Below are 22,781 nucleotides of genomic sequence, written 5' to 3'. Positions count from 1 at the left end.
CTAACCAGTTCCACGCTTTTTATTGTTAATGCTAGGATGGTTGCAACCTTACGTAAACGCTTACTTAGAATATAATCGTGTTCGTTCTCTTTGTCAATATTCACTCAAAAAAAATCTCCTACCCATTTCCTGGATAGGAGATGATCTTCATCCTTCAAGAATACTTTGCCCGATATACTGGCCTTCGCGCAGGCCGCCCGGGCAGGCAAACATCCCGCTTGCGACATGGGATGTATATTCGTTCAGCTTGTCGCTGGACTGCATCATGCGCAGCATTGGGATGAACTGCTGGTCGGGGTTTTTCTGGTAGCTCAGAAACAGCAGCCCTGCATCCACATTCCCTGTACGCGGGTCGATCCCGTTGGTATAGGAATATGCCCTGCGGTGAATGCGCTGCTTGCTCATCTTAGCCAGGTGAACATGGGAAGTAGCCGGCATCTGTGTGGCATCGGCGGCGTCGAACTCACCGGACTTCCCGTAAGCTGCACCGGACTCCTTGTATCTTCCGAACGTATCCTCCTGGTCCTTCAGAGAAGTGCGGTCCCACACCTCCAGCAGCATCCGGATCTTGCGGTAGGCAAGATACGATCCGCCTTTCATCCAGGCAGGCTCCCCTTCTCCGGCCCATATGACCTCATCATAGCCTGAGGATGAATCATGCTCACTGTTGGCTGTGCCGTCCTTGAAGCCGAACAAATTGCGCGGAGTCTTGCCAGGTGTGGCGCTGATAAAGCCTTCCTGCAGCCATTTCACCGTCGCATATCCGGTGGACATGCGGATCAGATTACGCACAGCGTGAAACGCCACCTGCTGGTCTTCCGCGCAGACCTGAATGCATACATCACCGCCGGACAGGGAAACATCCAGGCTCTCGCGGGGCATGCGCGGAATATCTTTAAGATAGCGCGGAGCTTTGGCTGCGATGCCGAAACGGTCCTTGCCCTCTTCCCGGAAGAAGGAAGGGCCAAAGCCAAATGTAATAGTCAGCTTCGCTGCCGGAAGATCCAGCGTCTCCCCTGTATCGCTTGGCGGAAGCAGGGCGTTGTCCCCCGTCTTCATCGTTCCTCCCGAGGTGCTGAGGTCACAAAACTTGGTCCAGTCCTTGAACAGACGGATCACGGATGAACGGTCCGATCCGGTGAGCTGGAAGCTGGCAAGGTACATATATGTCTGCTGAGGTGTAACAATTCCGGCTTGATGCTCTCCGTATAAAGGGATACGCTCACCCTCGGCGGAAGCGGTCTTCGCCTGATCCGGTTTGACGATTCCTGCGATCGCCCCTACACCGGCCGCGCCAAGAGCAATTCCTGTCCCCGCGATTGCCGACAGCTTCAGGAAATCGCGCCGTGACACACCTTCCTGCTTTGGTTTGTGTTTCATATTCTCTCCCCCGCCGCTTACAGAATGCTTGCCGTCTGGGTCATCAAGGTTGAGAGCAGGCTCAGCTGGTCACTGATCTTGCGGATTTGTTCCGTGGACAGCTTGTCATAAGTTACATATTGTCCGTCTTTCTGGTGCCCGCGCAGAAGCTCCTCCGTAGCCAGGAACTGCTTATCAATCTGGCTGGCCAGATCCGGATTCTTCTCATTCAGAGCCGGGATAATAGCCAGGTATACGGTCTTGGACCCGTTCACATTGGCAGCAAGATCGACCAGATCGGTACGGGAATAGATTTCCTCTTCCCCTGTAATCTTCGAGGTCGCCGCTTCATTAAGCAGCTCAATTGCTCCAGCAACCATCATTTTCGGCTCAAGCTTCAATTCCTTAATCTTCTTCTGAAGCTCTTCTGTGTCCTTGATCAATTGATCGGCATATTTGTCCTGACCGGCCAAGGAACCATCCTTCCACAGCGCCTTCTCAATACGGTGGTACCCTGTCCATGTCTTCTCATCTTCAACATCAGCCAGGCGCGCATCGATCTTCGGATCCAAATCGCCAAAGCTCTCCGCAATCGGCTCAATGGTCTCGAAGTAGACACGTGCTTTGATATACTCCTGTTTGGCCTGTTCCACATTGCCGGCCTTCACTGCAGCAGCGAACGCTTTGGTGCCTGCGGCCAGGTTGTCGGCCTGCTCATCCACAAATGCTTTGTAATTATCTACAGCTTTGTTCAAAATTTCAGACGTATTAGCTGTGCTCGGCTTGGCATTCTTAAGCTGCTCAAGTGCCGTGTTCAGCTTGTCGGCGTTACCTTTCAGCGAATCAAAGTCAATTTTATCGTAAGCGGACGCTGAGAAAATCGGCATTTCATACTTCTCAACCTCGGTGTATTCAAGTGGAAAGGTCTGGCGAACCGTATTCTCAAAGCTCAGCCACAGGTCGTTAATAGATTTACCAAGCCGTTTAACCTCAGCGGCATCCTTCTTGCCGATCGCCTCCTGAAGCTTAGCCACTTCCTCTTGCAGTTTCCCTACATCCCCTGCAACCGCGTTCTTGCTGTCAGATTTGTCTGCCGGCTGCTGGTTCGCAACCTGTGCTGCAGGTGCGGCTTCCTTCGTGTCGGCCTGGCCGCAGGCACTTAGCAGGAGCACACTGGCTACTGAAATTGAAGCTGCTGTAGTAAGACGTTTGAACATAATTAGAATCCCCCGTTATTAGTGGTGTCTGAAGCACCGATTATATAGTTTGAACCTTTGTGCGTTTACTGGATGTACGATGAGCCAGAAGCACTACTACGGCAACCAGCACAAAGATCAGCTGTGGAAATGTGCTGTACCAGGAAGGATACAGACTGATGCCCGCATACTCCGGCAGATATTCATGCACCGTTGATGGCAGAACGCCCGCCATTTGCAGACTGTGGATGCCTGAGCCCATAAATTTGAAGCACAGATAAAAGACAATCACGCTTGAAGCAAGAAAAACTGGTCTTACCGGAAGACGGGTTCCCGCCTTTACGATCACCACGGCACACAGTGCAAGTACCCCAAAGCCAGCGGCTATCCCCCCAGCCAGGGCCGTGCCCGGCATCTTGCCAACCATGCCGATCAGGAAGATTACCGTCTCCAGGCCCTCACGCACGATAGCAAAAAACGCAAGCAAGGCTATGGAGAACATCTTCCCTCCGGATAGAGCCTTGGAGCTCTTGCCCGCAAGGAACTGCTTCCAGCGCTGCACATCGGCATTCCGGTGCAGCCAATAGCTCACATAGAGCAGCAGGAAGCTGGCCAGAACCCCGGTCCAGCCGTTGATCAGGGAGTTATTTCTCCCGAATGCGCTGGAAGTCAGGAAGAAAGCAACGGCGAAGCCAACGCCGATGCAGGTCAGCAGCCCGGCGGCCGATCCGCCGATAACCCAGCGGCCCGCCTGTTTGGACCCTGCCTTCTTCGAGTACATCAGCAGCGCTCCTACTACGAGCAGCGCCTCAAGACCTTCGCGGATCGGGATCAACGCCGCGTCAACCCACGTATATTGGGCATCCGCAAGCGGAACCAGACCATCGATCATACGGTCGATGACGGTCTTCACCTGCTGCCGCTGCTCCGGGCTTGCGAGATAAGCGTCCAGCAGAACCAGGTCTCTCTCGGTGTTGCTGTACACCGTGGCCGATTTGCTGACGATATCGCCTTCAACCGTCAGCCACTGCTGCTGAAGCAGCTTCACTTCCGAAGCGGCCTCCGTCCATTTCTGCTTTTCTACCAGATCCGCGGCCCCTCTAAGCTTCAAAATATATGCGCTTAAGGTCATCTTCTGCTTGCCGTCATTGCCGACATAAGCCCCATCGCGGTAGTTGATCAGGGAGAACTCCAAGGTTCCCGCCTTCTCCAGCGCTTTGCCGCTGTCCTTGCTCAGAATGGCCAGCGAGATCCCCGCGATCTGCCCTTCAATTTCCAGAGACATATTCAGCGAATTACCCTTCACCTCGGCCTTGTTCGCATTCCACCATTTCTTGATGGGACTGAAGGCGGCTGCGGCCTGCTCCAGATCTCCCTTTTCAAGATAGGTCTTAAGATCATCCGTGTGCTTCAGCACATCCTCAATCGTGGTTCCCGTCTTGGCTCCAGCGGCTGCGGCCGATACCGGATGCACAGGCAGCAGTACGCTTCCCAATACAACACAAACACTGAACACCATGAGAAGTACTCTATGAATGCGCCATCCTGTGTCCTTCATGTCCCCAGCTCCCCGTTTATAGCAATCGTTTCGATTTCCAAAATTTAAATGATAATGATTCTCATTATTACGAAGGTAATTATAAAAGAGAAAGCCCCGTATTGTCAATACAATAGGGGCTGGGGCTTTGGCCTATGACTGCGACTGTGAAGCCAACGGAAGAAACACGTTAACTACAGTGCCTATATTCTCTTCACTATGAATCGAGATGGTCCCGCTGTGGCGTTCAACCAAATTTTTGGCGATAGACAGGCCTAGTCCTGTTCCTCCTGTTTTCCGGTGTCTGGAGGAATCCACTCTATAGAACCTTTCGAATACCTTGTTAAGCTCCTCCTTGGGAATCCCTATGCCATAATCCTGTACTGTGATCAGACAACCCGCCCTGCCTGTGCCGGATTCGGTATGGGCCCCGAATTTCAAATCCACTTCATTCCTGCTGTACTTCAGCGCATTATCGAGCAGGATCAGCAGCAGCTGGCTGATTTGGGAAGGATCGGCCTCAAGAATAAGCTCCCCTGCCTCGTGTTCCACCTTTATTCGCCGGTTGTATACCTTATTAAGATGACCCGCCGTACTTTGGGCCAGCTTCACAAGGTCCATCCGCTCTGGAGCATGTCCGGCTTTATTCTCGGTTGAAGCGAGATTCAGAAGCTGCTGGGTCAATCCCTTCATCCGGACGGCTTCCGAATAAATATGATCCGCCGCTTCCCTGCCCTTGGCCTCGTCCTTCAGCCCCCACCTGCGAAGCATATTGGCATATCCCTCAATAATCGTCAGCGGTGTCTTCAGCTCATGCGATGCATCCGAGACGAACTGCTGTTGACGCATAAAGCTCGTCTCCAGCCGGTCGATCATCCGGTTGAATGTCCGCCCCATCATGCTCAGCTCATCCCTAGCTTCCGGCTTAACGGGAATTTTGCGGAACTCCAGACTTTGTTCGATCACTTCCATGGTGGAGACCATGCCGGAGATTGGCCTGGATATCCACTTGGACAAGTAGCTGCCTCCCACCAGACTCAAGCCTATCGCCCCCAGGCTGGCAAGCGCCAAAATCCAAATCAGAATGCTGATATTATTCTGGATTGATCTGAGATTCTCGGCCATTTCTATAGTACCGGCCACCTGACCACCAGATATGATGGGAGCACGAACAGCAAGGACAATCCCTGTGGTCTGATAATACAATTCGGACTCCGGCTGGCTTACAGCCTCTTTCTCAAAGGGAAGAATGTCATTATCGTTCTGAATCATTTGGCGCTGCTTCCCTTCATTGTCCAATACCCGGACAAGTCCCTTGTCAGGCAAATAGCTTTCCAGCCAGCCGCCCTCCCCGCCTTTGAGAAGCTCTGCCGCATCCGCCTTGCTCAGTATATTCTCAACCCGTTCCATCAATAGATCCTTTTCGTTCTGGGTTGTAATCCGCATAAAAGAGTAGAATACCGTTACGTTAAAAGCCAGCAGAATCCCCACCAGCCATAAGGTGGTAAGAAGAACAACCTTCTTTTTTATACTCATTCTTCCGTCTCCCGGATGGAGTAACCTACCCCGCGATGAGTATGGATCAGCTTTCGGGTGTAGGGGTAGTCCACTTTTTTGCGCAAATACCTGATATACACATCGATCACGTTCGTGTCTCCCACGAAATCATATCCCCACACCTTGCTGATAATCTGCTCCCGGGTCAGAACCTGATTGCGGTTCTCCATCAAATATACAAGAAGCTCGTATTCCTTCGGAGTCAGCTCGATGCTGTCCCTCCCGCGGGTCACCTTTCTCATCAAAGGAACTATCGTAAGATCCCCGATGGAGATCTCAGGGAACTCCTCCTGAGCATCTGTCTGCCCGGCAGGCTCCCCGATTCTCCGGTTGCGGATGCAGGCCCGGATTCGGGCAAGGACCTCCTCAATTTCAAAGGGTTTGGTAATATAGTCATTGGCCCCGGAATCAAGCCCGCTCACCTTGTCCGGCACAGCATCCCGTGCGGTTAACAATATAACAGGGGTAACCTCATCTGTCTGGCGAAATCTCCGCAGGACTTCCGTCCCGCTAAGCTCCGGCAGCATAATATCCAGCAGAATGACACTCCAGGTGCCGCTTAATCCAAGAGCCAGACCTTCCCGGCCTGTGGAGGCTCTAGCCACTTCGTACCCCTCATAACTAAGCTCCATTTCGAGCAGACGGGCAATTTTGTCCTCATCCTCAACAATCAACACTGCCTCTTTCATCAATCGTCATCCTTTACCCTGGAATAGCTGCATTATATCCATACATGTGCAAGCATCCCTCCGCCTTGAGAGCGGAAGGATGATATGTGAGATTCTATTCGATTGGTCCATGCTGATTGGCCCATGCTGGATTGATCCATGTTTAATGCTTCCATATATTTGTAATCGCGCTCACATTCTTACTCTCCCCAAGTGGAGACAGACCATACATGTCCTCCATGGTGCGCAGCACACGATAGTGGCTGACATTACCTGAGTACTTGCCGGGCAGAATCCCCGCGCCATAAAAGAACAACGGAATATGGTTAGGCTTCGCAAAATTATCCTCATCCCAGGTGACAATCAGCAGACTGTTGTGATCCCGGCTCCAGGAAGCGTAAGCTCCCAAGTTGCTTTTGAGCCAACCGTCAGCATCCTTCACTGTCCCGTCGTGCATATCATTTTGAAGAGCAGGAACGACAAAAGATACCGTTGGCAGCTTGGAGAAGTCCTTCGGGAAGTCTGTCAAGGGACGGTTCCATGCAGCTGGAACATTGGTGAACTGGGCCCAGGGGTTGTGCTTGCGGGCGTAGCCTCCGTAGTAACATTTGGAGAATCCTACACTAGGCAGATCTTCAGAGTACCCGGTAAAGGTAAGATGCCGGGCCTTAAGCTGACTGGCTAGATTCTCAGTTCCGAATGGGCCTTTACAGGCATCATTCTTAATCCCCTGGGTCGAGCCTGAGAATAACGTCAGGTAATTCGGCTGGCTGGGGTGGGTTATTCCGTGAGCATCCGTGAACAAGGCTCCCTTGCTGATAAGCGAGTTCATAAAAGGAGCCATCTTGTTATTCACAATCTGGTTGTAGGAATGGTTCTCCTCCACGACGACCACGATGTGATCATATTTGTGAACAGCAGCGGCCCTTGTATTTCCAGGGCCCGTCAAGACGGTACCTGCCGTTGCCTTCACCGGGACATACCACGACACCGCGCCTGCAATACATCCTATCAGAAACATAAATGACAGAATCATTTTTATACTACGCTTATTGGTCATAGATACGGGCCGTTTCCGGCCATCATCCTCCTTAGGTTTTACCGCGTAATCTGGGCTCTGCTTGACGGCTTGTCCGAAGCCGGTTTGGGCCAGACTTTTATTTCAAATCTTTCATAGACTTGAATGGCTAAAGTCTGAAGAGCCTGCATCAGCTTGAATTTACGGAAAATCGAGTGAACAAATGCCGCCAATATTATACCTAGAGCAGCTCCTGCAATAACATCCGTTGGGTAATGAACTCCCGTCCATACCCTTGACACGGCAATAAGGGCGGACAGAACGAGCCATATTACCCCTTCCTTCTTCCGGTAGCCCCATATTGCGGTAGATACAGCAAAGGCCAACGTGGCATGATCACTTGGGAACGAAGCGTTAGCGGGATGGGCGATTAGCTGAATAACATGGTGACCTGCAAATGGACGGTCCCGATACAGAAAATGTCCGAGCGCCGCACTGATTCCCACGCCCATACAAGCCGCCAGAAGCGCCTCCGTGATCATTCTCCGGTTCGATTCCATCCTTATAAACCAATATACAATTACCCCCAGGATTAATATATACTGCGCATCCTCCGCAAGAAATTTCATGATTGGGTTAAACATAGGCACACTTGCGGCCAAATGGTTGATCTTCTCAAAAACGGTATAATCCAAATTCACAGGTAGCCGCCTCTTTTCTAATTCACTCATTTCGACACAAAGATAAGCCTATCATCCCAATCTTATAGCCAGATGAGAGAATTATGAGAATTGAATGAATATCCGGCAGCCCGGCAGACAAATACACAAGCGGGGGGCGGGTTCGCCGCATATCTTGGACTATATGAAATCCAAAGTCCCACATCCAATTTTAGGAGGGAATGAGCTAGAGTGACTACTGCCCTGCGTGACACGCAGACCCACATTGATGTGCTGATCCCAGCTATTGAGAAGGATCTGGTTACCCTGCCTTTTGTCATTGATGGCCTGCGTAAATATGTTAACCATCCGATCGGCACCATCTACATCGTGTCCCCATCCAGCACTGCCATCCGCCAGTTGTGCCGGAAGAAGAACTGCACCTTCGTAAATGAGAACACCGTCCTGCCAATTACGAAGAAGGATATCCATTACCGCTCCAAAACCTGGGACCGCTCAGGCTGGCTCTTTCAGCAGCTGCTGAAGCTCAGCGGGGATAAAATCTGCCGGAACCGGCACTTCCTGGTGACTGACGCGGATACGGTTCTGATCCGTCCACACACCTTCTTCCAGAACGGGAAAACCGTATTCTACTACCGGAAATGGAGCCACCCCGAGTACTTCCGCATTCATACCCGGCTGCTCGGTCAGAAGGCCGCCTCACCGAAATCTTTTGTCAATCACTATATGCTGTATGATTCCGTCAAGCTGGCCCGAATGAAAAGAAAGATTGAATCCAAGTGCGGTCTAAGCTGGCACGCGGCCATTCTGGCTAAGCTGAACCGGAAGAAGCAGTTCGGCTTCTCGGAATTTGAGACTTACGGCAATTTCGTATACACCAACTATCCCGGAACGGTCCTGCTAAAGCCCACATTGAACAAAGAGTTCAAAAAGTCCATTCATGCCGTTCCCGCCTCACTCCGGCAGCAGCTGTCCGGATCGTACCGATCTCTGTCTTTTCATAAGCGAGGCGGGTACTCCCTGCGTTCCAAAGCGACCAAACAAACTGTAAGGCCGCCTATCTTACCTCTTCAACTATAACTATAGGAGGTGCTTACACTTGAAGCTAATCCTGCTCTCCGGCGGCTCCGGCAAAAGACTCTGGCCTTTGTCCGGTGAAGTCCGCTCCAAAGCTTTCCTGAAGCTGCTTCCTGCCCCGGATGGGGGCCGGGAATCCATGCTGGAGCGGGTAGTCCGGCAGCTCAAGGCTGCGGACCTGCTGGAATCTACGCATATTATCACGCATTACAGTCAGCTTGATCTCATACGAAGCCAGACCGGGGACAGGGTTCCCATTCTGACCGAGCCCCATAAACGGGGAACCCTGACGGCGATTGCCCTGGCTTGTGCGCAGCTGCAAGCTCAACCCGGGGCTGACCCGGAAGAGGTCCTGTTGTTTATGCCGGTCGACCCCTATGTGGAAGCCTCCTTCTATGACCGGCTTCGGGAGCTTCCTACCGTACTGCGGACTTCCGGCGCAAGCCTGGCCCTTCTCGGAACGCGGCCAGCTTCCCCTTCAACACAGTACGGATATATCGTGCCGCAGGCTGGGGAGCCCGGTCTCCCCTACTATCCGGTTGCCCGCTTCGTAGAGAAACCGGAGCCTGAGCGTGTAGATCAGCTGCTCCAGGAGGGGGCGCTGTGGAACTGCGGTATATTTGCTTTTACGCTCGGATTTATCACCCGAACCTTGCAGGAATATGGGCTTCCCACCGACCCTGAGCAGCTGCTCGAGCGGTATGAGAGCCTGCCTGAGACCAGCTTTGATAAGGAGATTGTAGAGCATACACCTGGCTCCATTGTTGTTCCGTACGAGGGAAGCTGGGAAGACCTCGGAAGCTGGGAGGCGTTCACGCGGCATCTGGGCGGCAGGCAGCTCGGTATCGGGAGCGTTTCTGCAGATTCCCTGAATACACATCTGGTTAGCGAGCTCGACAGGCCGATCCACATTATCGGTCTATCCGACCTTATCGTGGCCGCAAGCGAAGCTGGCATTCTCGTCTCCTCCAAAGCTGACAGCAGCCGCATTAAAGAAATTCTTCCGGGAGACTCAGCACACGGAAAAGGGAAGCCATTGGGCTGGGGAAATCTTGAACTGCTGAGCCCGCAGGAGACAGATGGACAATCTGAACGCTACCTTTATCGCTTGAAGATTCTGCCCGGCTGCCGGTATACCTACGATTCTCTTCCAGGACATCAGACCGGCGTCAAACACCTGTGGATTATCCTATCTGGGGCAGGGTTTGCGAAGATAAGAGGACAAGACCGGGAGCTTGCCCCTGGCGTAGTTCTAAGCCTGGACGACAGGGAGCTTGAGTATATTCAAGCGCGCCAATCCGGGATTGAGGCCATTTGCGTGCAGATGAATTGAACTTTAGAGGCTGGCGGGAGCGGGCGCTCGTTCCCGGAGCTTTTTTTTTCGATCACAAACCGAACTCTTGAACAGAATTAGGAGGCCGTCTTTAATGGCGGCCCCTTCTCTTTATGTTCCTGTGTCATAACATCAGCTGCTCTAAAGCTGCTGTGCTGGCTGCCTCACCTAGTACGGAAGCGGAATAATCGGTTATAGCTGAATATTCCCGTACGCCCTGTCTCTTATCTGCTAAGATCAATTTGAAAATACCGGAAGATCACAACAAGCTGATCTGCCAAAGGAGAGGGCTATACATATGAAAAACAACGGAATCCTTATTGCCGACGGGTTTGAACTTGCCTACCGTATTGAGGGGAGCGGCCATCCCGTACTCGTAGTCGGAAGCAGTCTGTATTATCCCCGGCTGTTCTCCAAGGCTATCCGTGAGCACTTGAAGCTGATCTTTGTCGACCACCGTGGATTTGTGAAGCCCCCGGCGGATATGAAACCTGAAGATTACGGAATAGACCGCATCCTGAATGATATCGAACGATTCAGGCAGGAGCTTGATCTTGAGCGCTTCAGCATTCTTGGCCATTCTGGACATGCCTTCCTGGCTGCGGAGTATGCAGTTAAATACCCTGAGTATATCGATAGGGTCATCTTGTTGAATTCGGCCCCGACGAACAGCCCGGCGCGGCAGGAAGAGAGCCAATCCTTCTTCTCGCAGACTGCCGATCCAGGCAGACTGGGCAAATTTGAGAAGGATATGGCGCTGCTCGCGAAGGATTTGGAACAGGAGCCGGAAAGACGCTTTGCCCACCTTCTGATCCGAATGGGGGCTCAAAGCTTCTATGACTACCACTTCGACGCGTCCTACATGTGGGAAGGTGTTTACACCAATATGCCGGTAATTGACCATTTATGGGGAGAAGCCTTTGCGAACATCAATCTGTATGACCGGCTGCCTATGATCTCTAAGCCTGTATTCCTTGGGCTTGGCAGGTATGATTATCTGGTCGCTCCCCTGACACTTTGGGATGGAATCGAGCACAAGTTGGGGCAGATTACCAAAGTGGTCTTTGAGCGAAGCGGCCATAACCCGATGTTTGAGGAGGCGGTGCTTTTTGACACGGTTCTGCTCAAATGGATGAATACCCCCGAATAATTCACGTGGAATAAGCTGACACTCTTACTAAAATAAGACCGCTACGGTCCAGCTTATGATAAAGGTGACGCTTATGGAAAACCCGGATGATATAATGACGTGCCTAAGATTCACAGATGAGGAACACCGCTTCCTGCATGCCGCCGTACCCCCCATTTACGAGACAGGTCCGTTCTTTTTTGACTCCTATGATGCTTACGCCGAAGCAGCCAATAATGAGATGAATCACTATGTCTATTGGCGGGGAACGAATCCAACGGTCCAAATTGCCGAGAATATGTTGGCTGAGCTGGAAGGCGGAGAAGCTTGCAAATGCTTTGCATCAGGGATGGCCGCGATAGGCGCTGCCCTGCTGTGCAGTGTCGGTGCTGGAGACCATGTAATCCTGATTGGGCATGTCTATGAGACTTCGGTGACGCTCGTCCAATATCTGGCCAAATTCCATATCACATATACGACAATCCACTCTGTGTCAGTTGAGGCGGTTGCCTCAGCTATCGAGGACCGGACTAAGGTTATCCTGATGGAATCTCCTACATCGTACACCTTTGATTTAGTGAATATCCCAGAGATCACACATCTGGCAAGGAGCAGAGACATTAGAACCATCATTGACAACTCCTGGGCCACCCCGCTCTATATGAAACCACTGCGGCTCGGTGTTGACATTGTGGTTCATTCGGTATCCAAGTATCTTGGCGGGCATAATGATCTGGTTGGAGGGGCCCTGATCGCCTCCCGCGACATCATTAGCCGCATGTTCACTGAAGAATTCCAGCTGATGGGGGCATCTATGGCTCCTTTTGAAGCCTGGCTGTTGATTCGGGGACTGCGTACGCTTCCGCTCCGGATGAAGGCTCATGAACAGAACGGACTTGAAATTGCCCGTTACCTGGACAGCCATCCCGCTGTTTCCAGGGTAAATCACCCGGGTCTCCCCTCCCATCCGCAATATGAGCTAGGACGCAAGCTTCTGCGTGGTTATTCGGGACTGTTCAGCTTCGAGCTGAAAGCGCCCGGCTATGAGGGGATACGCTCCTTCATGAACAAGCTCAAGCTGTTCCGTATCGGTGTGTCGTGGGGAGCTATGGAGAGCCAGATCATCTCACCAAATTACGGCTACAATGAATCAGCGTTAACGAAACAGCAAATGCCGTTGTCGCTGGTCCGGCTGGCTGCCGGGCATGAGCCGGCACAGCTCTTGATTCAAGACTTGGAGGAAGCACTGCGGTATTCATAGCAGAGACAGGTGCAGACAGGACAGGTGCACAAAATGCCGTTCCCACACAAGCCTTCCCTTATAAATTGATCAGAGCTCCATCTAAATCGATCTCGGATGATTAGAATCGGCTGGCTTCCGTCTCCTTAGCACGGCTGCTGAGGGGCCGGACACTTTTCTCCTCACGGAAGAAAAGCTTCATCAGCGGGGGTGTGACCAGGGTTGTAACGAGCACCACAATCACGAGAACCGACATCATCTCAGGAGCCAGCAGCCCTGCCTCCTGACCAATCGCCGCAATAATGAGTGCGACTTCACCGCGGGAGACCATAGCTGCCCCGATCCCCAGCGCGCTTCTCCAGCCGAAGCCGGCAGCCTTGGCACCCAAAGCAGACCCTCCCAGCTTGGTTAGGACAGCCAACACACTTAATCCCGCAATAAGGCCCAGCTGAGAGGAAACTCCGTCAAAATCCACATTTACCCCGATACTTGTAAAGAAAACCGGTACAAAAAAGGCGTAACTGATCGTCTCCACCTTCCCGGTAACCTCATGCTTAAAGCCCGTCAGGCTGATGGATACACCTGCGATATAGGCTCCAATGATGGCGGCTACCCCGGCATATTCGGCCAAATAGGCAAAGCCGAAGCAGAGAATCAGCGCAGCCGAAATGACCGTCTCCGAGACCTTGAGCTTTGCAAAGCTACGCATGACCCATGGGACAAGTTTCCAACCGCACAGAATAGCAATTGCAAAGAACGCTATCTTTTTCAATATGACCAAGCCCAAATTCACATCCCCGCCCGCCAGACTCATCAGAAAAGCCAGCGCAATAATGACAAGCACATCATCAATGACGGCCGCCCCAAGAATGGTAGTTCCCTCCCGGGTCTGCAGCCTGCCCATCTCCTTCAAGGACTGTACGGAAATGCTTACACTTGTCGCCGACAGGAGCAGACCGAGGAATATAGCATGAAGGGGAGCCATATGAAGAAGCAATCCGGCTCCATAGCCCAGGGCAAGCGGGGCTGCAATTCCGGCTATCCCCACGTAGGCCGAAGCCTTTCCCGTTCTCTTGAATTCGTCGGTATCTGTCTCAAGCCCCGCGATAAACATGAGCAGGATCACACCGATTTGGCTGATTTCCTCTAAAATATCCGTTCCCTTGATGAGTCCCAATACGGCTGGGCCTAACACAATGCCGACCAGCAGCTTCCCAAGCACAGCCGGTTGTCTGAGCTTCACACTCAGGTCCCCAGCCAGCTTGGAGGCCAGCAGAATCAACCCGATTTCAAAAATTAACATGATAAATTCCTCCCTATCATCGAGCACAGTATTGAATTTTTTGCAGCATACAGTCCCTTGCGGATACAACAAGAGCCCGTTACCACGGGAACTGTGAATAGACACAGGTATCCCTTGGTGACAGGCTCCTCCACGAACTGCGTATAAAATTTTGATGACTTCCTCTAATTGAGGTTATTCCAGACTATATAACACACCTAATCCCTAATCGGAAATGTGATTGACTATTTCACCGGGGGTCCCAGCATTCCTCATTCCACTCCAGACTCCGGAGCAAGCGTGCCTTCCACAGCTCGGTCACGAAATCCACATAATGCTCCTGGCGTACAATAACCTTGTACTCATGGCCCGCGTAAGCGTAGAAAAGAACATCGGTGTAGTCCTTATTATCATCGAACACATGCTGGACCAATCTAAGCCGATCCAAGTACGGCTGCTCCTGGTGAAGCTTGATGTTGAACTCGGTGTCACTTCCGTCCCGATTCTCCGTGATATCCAGAACCTCAGCATCAAATTGATAATTTATCATAAGACACAACTCCCTTCCTTACATCAAGTAACGAAGATAAATGTAAATACTGGACAGCACAATGGACAGCAGCATTAAAGGCAGCCCCATCTTGGTGTAGTCTATGAACCGGATCGGATGCCCTTCCTTGCCGGACAGGCCAGCTACGATCAGGTTCGCGCTCGCCCCGATCAATGTTCCGTTGCCCCCGAGGCATGCTCCCAGCGCCAGGCTCCACCAGAGCGGCTCCAGGTTCTGCACTCCCATCTGCCCCATCTCCTGAATCATTGGAATCATGGTAGCCACAAACGGGATATTGTCCAGGAATGCCGACGCTATGGCGCTGAGCCAAAGAATCAGCATGGAGGTAGCCAACGGGTCTCCCCCCGTCCACTTGATCGCGCTTGCCGCCAGCTGTGCAATGACCCCCGTCTCGACCAGGCCAGATACGAGCACGAACAATCCAACAAAGAAGAAGATCGTTGTCCACTCCACCCGGCTGAGCGCCTTCTCCATCGTGTGCTCCCCGGTCAGCAGCAGGAGCAGAAATGCGCCGGCCAAAGCTACCGTTGCAGATTCAAGATGCAGGGACTGATGCAGGAAGAATCCGAGAATCGTCAGCCCGAGAATGACCAGGCACTTGCCGAGCAGCTTATGATCGGTGATCAGCTCCGAATTGTCGAGCTTCATGAGACTTTCCTTCAGTTCCGGCGTGGTCTGGATCTTCTTACGGAACATCCAGACCAGAATTGGAATATACGCGAGCATAATAATGACCACGATCGGGGTCAGATTGGAGATAAATGACATGAAGGTGAGCTCCTTCACCGCAGAACCGATCATAATATTCGGCGGGTCCCCGATCAGCGTTGCCGTGCCTCCAACATTGGAGGCGATAATTTCGGTGAATAGAAACGGCACCGGATTCACCTTGAGCTGCCGGGTAATGCTGAACGTGACGGGCACCATAAGCAGGACGGTCGTCACGTTGTCTAGGAAGGCGGAGCCAAATGCGGTGATGAGGCCGAGCACAATCAGAATGCGCACCGGCTCGCCTTTGACTTTTTTTGCGGCCCAAATGGCAATATACCTGAACAACCCGGTCTCTGCGGTGATGCTGACCATGACCATCATACCTACCAGCAGTCCCAGTGTGTTGAAATCAATATGATGCAGGGCCGTCTCCTGGTTGACAATCCCAAACCCGACCATGAGCACGCCGCCCAGCATGGCGACGATGGTCCGATGAACCTTTTCTGAAATAATCAGTGCATAAATAACTAGAAAAATGCCAATTGCCCAATAAGCCTGCTGTTCCATAATTCCCTCCCATGGAGTTGTTCCTGTCTTCCTGAGCTCTCCTATATCAAAAAAAGACAAAAAGAGCCCGCTGTTGGCAGGCTCCTCCGGTGATCTCCGATATTTAAGTCCCCGTAATTATAACAAGGGCTGCTTGAACTTGTAAAGGTTAATCCTGCGCAGCTTCTCGTTTCGGACCTCCAAGGCCAAGCTTCAGGACCAGCGGTTTGATCGTTAGACCCTGCACAAGCAAGGAGAACAAGACCACACTGAAGGTCAGCACCAGAATGCTGTCTCTTCCTTTAAAACCCGGAGGCAGGCTCAGGGCCAATGCGATAGACAAGCTGCCCTTCAGACCGCCCCAGTTAAGCACGGATTTCCAGGCTCTCGGGAAACCCTTCATCATGGAGACACTCGCGTACAGCGCCAAGGTCCTTCCCGCCAGTACGATCAGGATCGCAAGAGCGATCATGCCCCATTTGTCCGAGAAATCTATATTCTTGATCTCCAGACCAATCATCAGGAAGATCAGGGAGTTGGCAATCAAGGTCACGACATCCCAAAAGGAGTTGATATTGGTCGCAGTCGTCTCCGACATGCCGATTCTCGCACCATAGCTGCCAAAGATAAGCCCGCTGACCACCACGGCGATAACCCCGGATACATGAAAATGCTCGGCGATGAAGTAGCTTCCAAAGAACAGCAGCATGGAGAATGCGATCTCGAGCGGATAGTCGTCATAGAACCGGATGAGCTGGGAGAACAGATAACCCAGGATGGCTCCTACCGCGATGCCACCGAGCGAGAACTTCAAAAAGAGCAGCAGGCCGCTTCCGAGACCAGCCCACCCCATCTCCATGTAGGAAAGCAGGTATACTGAGGAAATCTGGAACAGCACCACCGCAATCCCGTCATTGAACAGAGATTCCCCTTCGATAATGGTGACAACAGACTTCGGCACTCCTAGTGACTTGAAGATCGAGATGACACTGATCGGATCGGTCGCACTCATCAGGGAAGCGAAGGTGAAGGCTACTATCAAGGGCAGACCAAGCAGATAATAGCTGGATAGCGCGATAATTAAAAAAGACAGCAGCGTGCCCCCAAACGCGAGCGCCAACACAGGCTTGCTCTGTTCTCTAAGGTGGGAGAACGGCAGCTTCAGCGTAGCGTCTCCTAAGAGAATGGGCAGAAACAGCGAGATAATGATCGCCTGGAAAATGTGAGACTGCGTGATGTAAGTCTCCGCCTCTTCCAGCACGGGAATATGTGTCATCCCAAGCAGAAGACCCACGATCACGAGAGCAATCGAATAGGGAATATTAATCTTTTTCGCAATGGCAATAACAAACATGGAAATAGCCAGCAGAATAAGAAGCTGGATGAAAATTTCATTGAACATGTGCATACGGTAAAGCCCCCTTTGTTCCTTGATTACCAAATAACGGATTTCATGGAGCAGTATATTTTATCATAACCAAGTCTGCGGCAAATCAAGCCTGCCGTTTTGGAGCCTGGTCACAGCGGGTCAGCACCGATGCAAAAGAAGACAAAAGGAGCCCGCTGTTGGCAGGCTCCTCCGGTTAATCTCCGTTATAAATTCATGGTCATTATAACAAGTACTATAGTGCGGTGTAAAGGTGAATCTTGGGAAACCGGACGTTCTTTCCTCGGACGCTGCCGCATATATTTTAGACGGATTCATCATATGCAGGATACTGCCGGATCGGAGTGAATCAATTTGACCGTGAATAGACCCATTACCGTGTGGGAGGAGCATGCCTTCTGGCTTCCCATTCTACAAGACCATGCTATATTTGTGTTTGATTATCTAGCCCCTTACGAGCAGCAGTGGATTTCAGCGGCCGAGCACTACATCAGGTCCTTTGGAGGCTTGATCGACAGGCTGAATGAAATTCCAAAGGACGAGGATGTCACATCCGAGCGGATGATCGCTTTTGCCAAGGAGGCTTGGCCGGTAGCCAAAGGTTATTACGACCTGGAAGGAAACCTTCAGAGCCAACGGATCAATAATGCGGTTCAGGTCAGCCTGTCGCCCACCTACTTTAATGGTACTCTAAATGAGAATCAGGAATATCTTCGCCTGCTTTCTTATTATGTACAAGGCCAAACCGCTCCTCCCCTATCCCTTGTACAACTGCTTGATCTGTGGCTGGACGATCAGCTCGGCCATGCGATTCTGCTGCGAAATTCCCTTGATCCCATCGAGCAGGAGATCATCCAGCGCATCGACCTATACTCGGCTAAATTCGAGAGCTTCATAGTTCAGAATCATCAGATGAAGGGTTATCTGCGATTCTCCCCGCCCGGAATCCGGCGGCAGCAGCTCATGGCTCATGAAGTGGGGGTCACGGTGCTGGAGATGAACAGCTTCATCAGCATGGTGGTGTCCCGTTATCAGAACTCAGAGGTGCTGAACAAAACAACCCTGCGCTTCCTGGAACACCATTTCCCGGAAACATGTTATTTCATCATTCAGCTGAGCGCGTTCGCCCCCGAGCTGCGGAATGTGGCGATGAACTGCTCGCTTCAGAAGCCTTCTTTTGTCTAAGGTAAAATTGGGTCTTGGAGGAGCTAAGGACAGGCGACTTGAGACTAGAGATTTGGCACTTGGCAGTTGCACTTGAGTTGAGATTTGGAGTGGGGAATAAGGTAATCTGTTAAAAGATAAAGAGGCCGTCCTAGCCGGACAGCCTCTAACTTCGTTTTAATGTTCTATTGGGGTTCCGTTGGCCTCGGGAACAAATGCTACTCCCGTCCATGTTGTCTCTAAACAACTAGTTAGAGCGGGGTCTGAAGGCTCCAGGGGAGGACTCTCAGGAACCAGGAACCGCACAGTTCTAAAGGGATCATTGCTTCAAGTATGATGAGGCTAATACCAAACCTCGCTACTTCATCTCCTTGCCTTCTTCCTTCTCCTTGTTCTTCAGCATAAGCTCGATCTCTTCATCGATTGTCGACTGGCGCCCCATCTTCGCTTCCCGCTCGGCCTCGGCCCAAATCGCCCGGTCTTTGATGCGGTCCACCGCTGTCACGAAGTCACGGTCCTCGGATATGGTCCGATTCGTGTTCAGTTGGGTCAGCGCCGCTCTTGAACGGGAGATGAGCTCATCGCGCCTCTCCTTCGCGGCTCTCAACTCCTGGTTCGCACTTGCATACCGTGCCTTCAGCTCATCCAAGCGGCCTTTGAGAGACACAGCCTCCTCGGCCGCTTCCTGTATTCTCCGCTCACACTCGTGTGCCTCGCCCAAAAGCCTGCGTGCCAGTTCCAGATTGTCCTGCTGCACGGCCAGCTCCGCCTGCTGTCTCGCCAGTCCCCGCTCCAGAGCAAGCCTTTTCTGGCGCTCCGTCAGCATTAACAGCTCGGACTCCCAACGGCTTACGTGAATGTCCAGCTCCCGCAGTTGTTCCTGAACCGCCTCAATATACCTGAGACTGATCTCCTCTGGGCTGTCCTCTGACTTTTGATTGGAAAAGAGACCCTTAAGACGTCTAAACACTTCCATGCTGCTACCCGCCTTCAACTATATTAATCTTCGCAATACTGACGTTCATACGCCTTCTCGAAGGAAGGACTGGTCAGGAATTCCCCAGGGGCCCCATCATCACCATACTCGTATACAAAGTGATGACCGCTCGGAATGACCCGCCCAAGAACCTTGACGGAATGTGCCCCGACTTGGTAAACGGAAGGAAACGGACAGCAGTACCAGTATGAGGTCTCCTGGATGAGCCCTTTGCTGAGCAGATCCTCTACGGTTGTCTCATATTCTCTTTCGATCTCCGTGATCACACAACCCTGCCAATGTTCGGTTAGATCCTCGACTGCCTGCTCCCACTCACCGGCCCGGCGGATTTCTGGAATCGCCCGCTTGGAGGTCACCTTCCAGATATCATTGGAATCGAGCTTGCAGGTGCGGTAATTTTCTATAGGGGTATCCTGAATAATTTCCGGGGCTTTAAGTCCCTGAGCGATCACAATATAGTTGGATAGAGCCATCCAATACTGCTTCTCGGCATCTTCATGGCTTTCCACGGATACCCGCCTGCCGCCCGAGATAATGCCCACAATCGCATCACCGGACTGCTTGCGGGTACGGGCCTCTTCATACAGGAGGATTACATTCTTGAAGCGGTCCTTCTCCTTACGAGCGGCCTCGACCTCATCAGCGACCAACTCCTCCATCACAGCTGCGGCACGGCGCAAACCTGCTAGGTGTTCAACTGGACAGGGACTTGGCCCTTCCAGCTGCCCACCCAGCCGGATCGGCAGCAGTACACGGCTGGAGCCCGGAAAAGCTGCTTCCTGTCTTGAAGCTATGATAAGATCCGGGATCGCCCCATACCAGATGTCCGCCTGGTCATGAGTAATCACGGGAATCGCCTTCCGCGCCCCTTCCGGGCCGGACAGAGCGTCCCCCAGCATAGCATCCGCCATCATCTGTTTGCTTCGGGCGGCCTGCATATAGGCCAAGGCAAGCGGGGATGTACAGCCTGCTAGCTCAACATGAAGCTCGTAGACCTGTTCGCCCAATCTTTTGTAACTCTCAAGATGTTCGATCGGACACTTCTTCTGCCCGGTAAAGCTCTCGCGGATCTTATCAAATAACCCCATCTTACTCCAGCTCCTCATAAATAAATGAACGTTAAACTTCTTAAAGTTTATTACGTGAATCTTAAAGCTTTGTTCCAGCATATGGAATACCCAATGTAAATTCTAACAGTAAAACGAGGGCTGGATAAGGGGCCAGGAAAGATTTTAGTTTAAACGAATTTCCCTAAAATTCGATAGCAGTGTTGTTTGATGCTTCTGGTAATCTTCGTGTGGCTCCAGCTTTTTAGATTAGGCAATAAAGCTTCTATCTCCGACCAGCTGATGAGCTATTCATTGTTAGAAAGTTGGTTAGTCCTTGAAGAAGAGTCTTTATTCAAAGCCAACATTAAAATCATTGCAATGATACAAGCGGTACCTATCCATTGGAAAATTCCAAAGTATACTTTTAACCAAAAGACAGTTGTTATAACAGCAGCTAGCGGTTCTACGCTTCCTAAAAGGCTTGATTCTTGAGGTGAAAGGCTCTGCAAGCTTTCTATATAGAACCAAAATGCAATCATCGTACCAAAAATAATAATAAAAACTAATAATAAATACGCTTCTAGCGTTAAGCTATTAAAGTCCATTTGCCAAGGCGGATGAATAAAACTTAATGCAGAACCACCGATAATCATAGCCCAGCCAACAATGACAAGTGAATCATATTGCTTCAATAAAGGCACGGCATATAAAGTGTAAAATGCCAATGCAGCGCCAGAGATTATTCCCCATATGATTGCAAGTAACGGCACAGACAGCTGAGAGAAAGAGCCGTTGGTTAATAACAAAAAGCAGCCCATTAAAACAAGCGACACAGTTAATACATCTTTTCTTGTTAGAACAGATTTCTTGCTTAATATTAAGTAAATAATAATCATGACAGGTGCCAAATATTGCAATAGCGTTGCCACCGCAGCATTGCCACTTTTTATGGAGACCATGTAGGTGTATTGAACCCCAAGCATACCGATCAATCCAAAAATCATCAATTGAACGGCTGATCTTCTATTTTTCCAGACCCCAAGGATTTGGGAGCGGTCCTTGCCAAAGAATTGAACCGTTAAGAGTAATATACCTGCAATGAGTAACCGGGTTGTTACAAGCCAATTTACATCAATTGAATATTGTTGAAAAAGCTTCTTTGCAACCGTACCCCCAATCCCCCAAAATATCGCTCCTGTAATAACAAGAAATAAACCTTTTCCTCTGTTCATGATTGATTTCTCCCACCCTTAAATATAAATATCGTGTTGTGATATTGTAATATTAAGTGGAACAACCACGAACCGATACTTGAATCGAATCAAAAAGTATAAAAATATTGAGGTAGCACTATGCAAATCAGAGATTTTATGATTGACCAAAGTTTAAAAGAATTAACAGAACACCGCACAGTTGTGTTACCGGTTGCGTGTTACGAAACAAAGATTAACCAAAACATAAATGGATATATCCCCCTTCACTGGCATGATGAAATTCAATTTGTTCAAGTCGTAAAAGGAGAAGCCATCTTTCAAATCAATGAAGAAAAACTCACGGTTCGAGAAGGCGAGGGACTGTTCATAAACAGCGGCTGCCTGCACATGGCCATAGATAAAGGTGATTCGGGCTGTGTTTATATTTGTCTAAATGTTTCTCCACATTTTGTTTTATCCCAAGAACTTTATACAACCTATGTGAATCCCTACATTAAAGCGACCAATTTCCCCTTCTTGCACTTAGGTGCAGAGGACAACTGGGAAATAAACATCTTAGATGCTATTGTAAGGATCAATCAATTGATACAGCAAAAGCCACCCTACTATGAAATCGACGTAAGCATTCAGTTATCGTTAATTTGGAAAAACTTAATAATCAATGGGGTTAAATTAGAGTACGAGCAAGCGGAAGTGTTAAAGAATCATCGAATGAAACAAATGCTAAATTGGATACACACGCATTATGCTGAGAAGGTTCTCCTGGACGATATTGCACGTGCCGGTCAGCTGAGCCGTTCCGAATGCTGTAGATATTTCAAACGAATTTTGAAGAAAACACCCTTGAACTACGTAACCGATTACCGAATTCAAAAGAGCTTAATTCTACTGCAGCAATCTGAATCTAGTGTCACAGATGTTGCTTATCAAGTAGGCTTTAACAGCTCAAGCTATTTCATTGATCAGTTTCGAAAGTCGATGAATATGACACCACTAACATACAAGAAATATAAAAAAAGTGATTAACAAAGGCCCCGTACAATCACCCTCTGATTGAACGGAGCCT

20 protein-coding genes are annotated in these 22,781 nt (G+C 50.7%); 6 read left to right on the top strand and 14 right to left on the bottom strand.

Annotation, left to right across the window (positions count from 1 at the left end):
• Positions 1 to 147: 147 nt before the first annotated feature.
• The 7 genes from efeB to BN6628_RS03130 form a co-directional block, all read right to left on the bottom strand.
• The gene (gene efeB, locus BN6628_RS03160) at positions 148 to 1,380 is read right to left on the bottom strand and encodes an iron uptake transporter deferrochelatase/peroxidase subunit (protein ID WP_068614109.1); all 1,233 of its coding nucleotides are present in this window, start codon (positions 1,378 to 1,380) and stop codon (positions 148 to 150) included.
• 17 nt (positions 1,381 to 1,397) lie between these two features.
• Positions 1,398 to 2,576, bottom strand: coding sequence for an iron uptake system protein EfeO (gene efeO / locus BN6628_RS03155; RefSeq protein ID WP_068614106.1), 1,179 nt, complete (start codon positions 2,574 to 2,576; stop codon positions 1,398 to 1,400).
• A gap of 40 nt (positions 2,577 to 2,616) precedes the next feature.
• Positions 2,617 to 4,113, bottom strand: a complete 1,497-nt coding sequence (locus BN6628_RS03150) for an FTR1 family iron permease (protein ID WP_082926764.1) — start codon at positions 4,111 to 4,113, stop codon at positions 2,617 to 2,619.
• Positions 4,114 to 4,245: 132 nt separating this feature from the next.
• Positions 4,246 to 5,628: a HAMP domain-containing sensor histidine kinase gene (locus tag BN6628_RS03145; protein ID WP_068614103.1), complete on the bottom strand. Its 1,383-nt coding sequence runs from the start codon at positions 5,626 to 5,628 to the stop codon at positions 4,246 to 4,248.
• Entirely contained in the window at positions 5,625 to 6,338 is a 714-nt protein-coding gene (locus BN6628_RS03140; RefSeq protein ID WP_068614100.1) for a response regulator transcription factor, read from the bottom strand. Before BN6628_RS03140 ends, BN6628_RS03145 begins: the two co-directional genes overlap by 4 nt.
• 142 nt (positions 6,339 to 6,480) lie before the next feature.
• Positions 6,481 to 7,377: an alkaline phosphatase family protein gene (locus BN6628_RS03135; protein WP_235847563.1), complete on the bottom strand. Its 897-nt coding sequence runs from the start codon at positions 7,375 to 7,377 to the stop codon at positions 6,481 to 6,483.
• Positions 7,378 to 7,415: 38 nt separating this feature from the next.
• Positions 7,416 to 8,036, bottom strand: coding sequence for an undecaprenyl-diphosphatase (locus BN6628_RS03130; RefSeq protein ID WP_157692452.1), 621 nt, complete (start codon positions 8,034 to 8,036; stop codon positions 7,416 to 7,418).
• A 210-nt stretch (positions 8,037 to 8,246) separates the two neighbouring features.
• On the opposite strand from BN6628_RS03130, the gene BN6628_RS03125 reads away from it, so the two are divergent.
• The 4 genes from BN6628_RS03125 to BN6628_RS03110 all read left to right on the top strand — a co-directional run bounded on the left by BN6628_RS03125 (position 8,247) and on the right by BN6628_RS03110 (position 12,815).
• Positions 8,247 to 9,095, top strand: coding sequence for a DUF6492 family protein (locus BN6628_RS03125; RefSeq protein WP_068614091.1), 849 nt, complete (start codon positions 8,247 to 8,249; stop codon positions 9,093 to 9,095).
• 19 nt (positions 9,096 to 9,114) lie between these two features.
• Positions 9,115 to 10,425: a sugar phosphate nucleotidyltransferase gene (locus tag BN6628_RS03120; RefSeq protein WP_068614088.1), complete on the top strand. Its 1,311-nt coding sequence runs from the start codon at positions 9,115 to 9,117 to the stop codon at positions 10,423 to 10,425.
• Between the two features lie 298 nt (positions 10,426 to 10,723).
• Complete coding sequence (locus BN6628_RS03115; protein WP_068614084.1) at positions 10,724 to 11,575, top strand: alpha/beta fold hydrolase; 852 nt, start codon at positions 10,724 to 10,726, stop codon at positions 11,573 to 11,575.
• Positions 11,576 to 11,648: 73 nt separating this feature from the next.
• Positions 11,649 to 12,815: a trans-sulfuration enzyme family protein gene (locus tag BN6628_RS03110; RefSeq protein WP_068614081.1), complete on the top strand. Its 1,167-nt coding sequence runs from the start codon at positions 11,649 to 11,651 to the stop codon at positions 12,813 to 12,815.
• A 100-nt stretch (positions 12,816 to 12,915) separates the two neighbouring features.
• On the opposite strand, the gene BN6628_RS03105 is transcribed toward BN6628_RS03110, so the two are convergent.
• The 4 genes from BN6628_RS03105 to BN6628_RS03090 form a co-directional block, all read right to left on the bottom strand.
• Positions 12,916 to 14,097 (bottom strand): cation:proton antiporter, encoded by a 1,182-nt coding sequence (locus BN6628_RS03105; RefSeq protein ID WP_068614078.1) that lies wholly within the window; start codon positions 14,095 to 14,097, stop codon positions 12,916 to 12,918.
• A gap of 229 nt (positions 14,098 to 14,326) precedes the next feature.
• Positions 14,327 to 14,626: a hypothetical protein gene (locus BN6628_RS03100; protein ID WP_068614075.1), complete on the bottom strand. Its 300-nt coding sequence runs from the start codon at positions 14,624 to 14,626 to the stop codon at positions 14,327 to 14,329.
• A gap of 18 nt (positions 14,627 to 14,644) precedes the next feature.
• A complete protein-coding gene (locus tag BN6628_RS03095) occupies positions 14,645 to 15,925 on the bottom strand; it encodes an ArsB/NhaD family transporter (protein ID WP_068614071.1) in 1,281 nt (426 codons plus the stop codon).
• Positions 15,926 to 16,073: 148 nt separating this feature from the next.
• The gene (locus tag BN6628_RS03090) at positions 16,074 to 17,312 is read right to left on the bottom strand and encodes a cation:proton antiporter (protein WP_068614067.1); all 1,239 of its coding nucleotides are present in this window, start codon (positions 17,310 to 17,312) and stop codon (positions 16,074 to 16,076) included.
• A gap of 339 nt (positions 17,313 to 17,651) precedes the next feature.
• Here BN6628_RS03090 and BN6628_RS03085 point away from each other — a divergent pair, with 339 nt between their 5' ends.
• Positions 17,652 to 18,476, top strand: a complete 825-nt coding sequence (locus BN6628_RS03085) for a DUF2935 domain-containing protein (protein ID WP_068621911.1) — start codon at positions 17,652 to 17,654, stop codon at positions 18,474 to 18,476.
• Positions 18,477 to 18,813: 337 nt separating this feature from the next.
• Here the strand turns inward: BN6628_RS03085 and BN6628_RS03080 are convergent, their stop codons facing one another.
• From BN6628_RS03080 to BN6628_RS03070, 3 genes are all read right to left on the bottom strand, one after another.
• A complete protein-coding gene (locus BN6628_RS03080; protein WP_068614064.1) occupies positions 18,814 to 19,431 on the bottom strand; it encodes a PspA/IM30 family protein in 618 nt (205 codons plus the stop codon).
• 23 nt (positions 19,432 to 19,454) lie between these two features.
• Entirely contained in the window at positions 19,455 to 20,540 is a 1,086-nt protein-coding gene (locus BN6628_RS03075; protein WP_068614060.1) for a hypothetical protein, read from the bottom strand.
• A 266-nt stretch (positions 20,541 to 20,806) separates the two neighbouring features.
• A complete protein-coding gene (locus tag BN6628_RS03070) occupies positions 20,807 to 21,733 on the bottom strand; it encodes a DMT family transporter (RefSeq protein WP_068614058.1) in 927 nt (308 codons plus the stop codon).
• Between the two features lie 120 nt (positions 21,734 to 21,853).
• Between BN6628_RS03070 and BN6628_RS03065 the strand changes: the two genes are divergently transcribed.
• Positions 21,854 to 22,741, top strand: coding sequence for an AraC family transcriptional regulator (locus tag BN6628_RS03065; protein ID WP_068614055.1), 888 nt, complete (start codon positions 21,854 to 21,856; stop codon positions 22,739 to 22,741).
• Positions 22,742 to 22,781: the final 40 nt, after the last annotated feature.

The organism is Paenibacillus tuaregi, assembly GCF_900086655.1.
Lineage (GTDB): Bacteria > Bacillota > Bacilli > Paenibacillales > Paenibacillaceae > Fontibacillus > Fontibacillus tuaregi.
The sequence above is the reverse complement of the archived record's forward strand: the minus strand, read 5'-3'. Positions and strand labels throughout refer to the sequence as shown.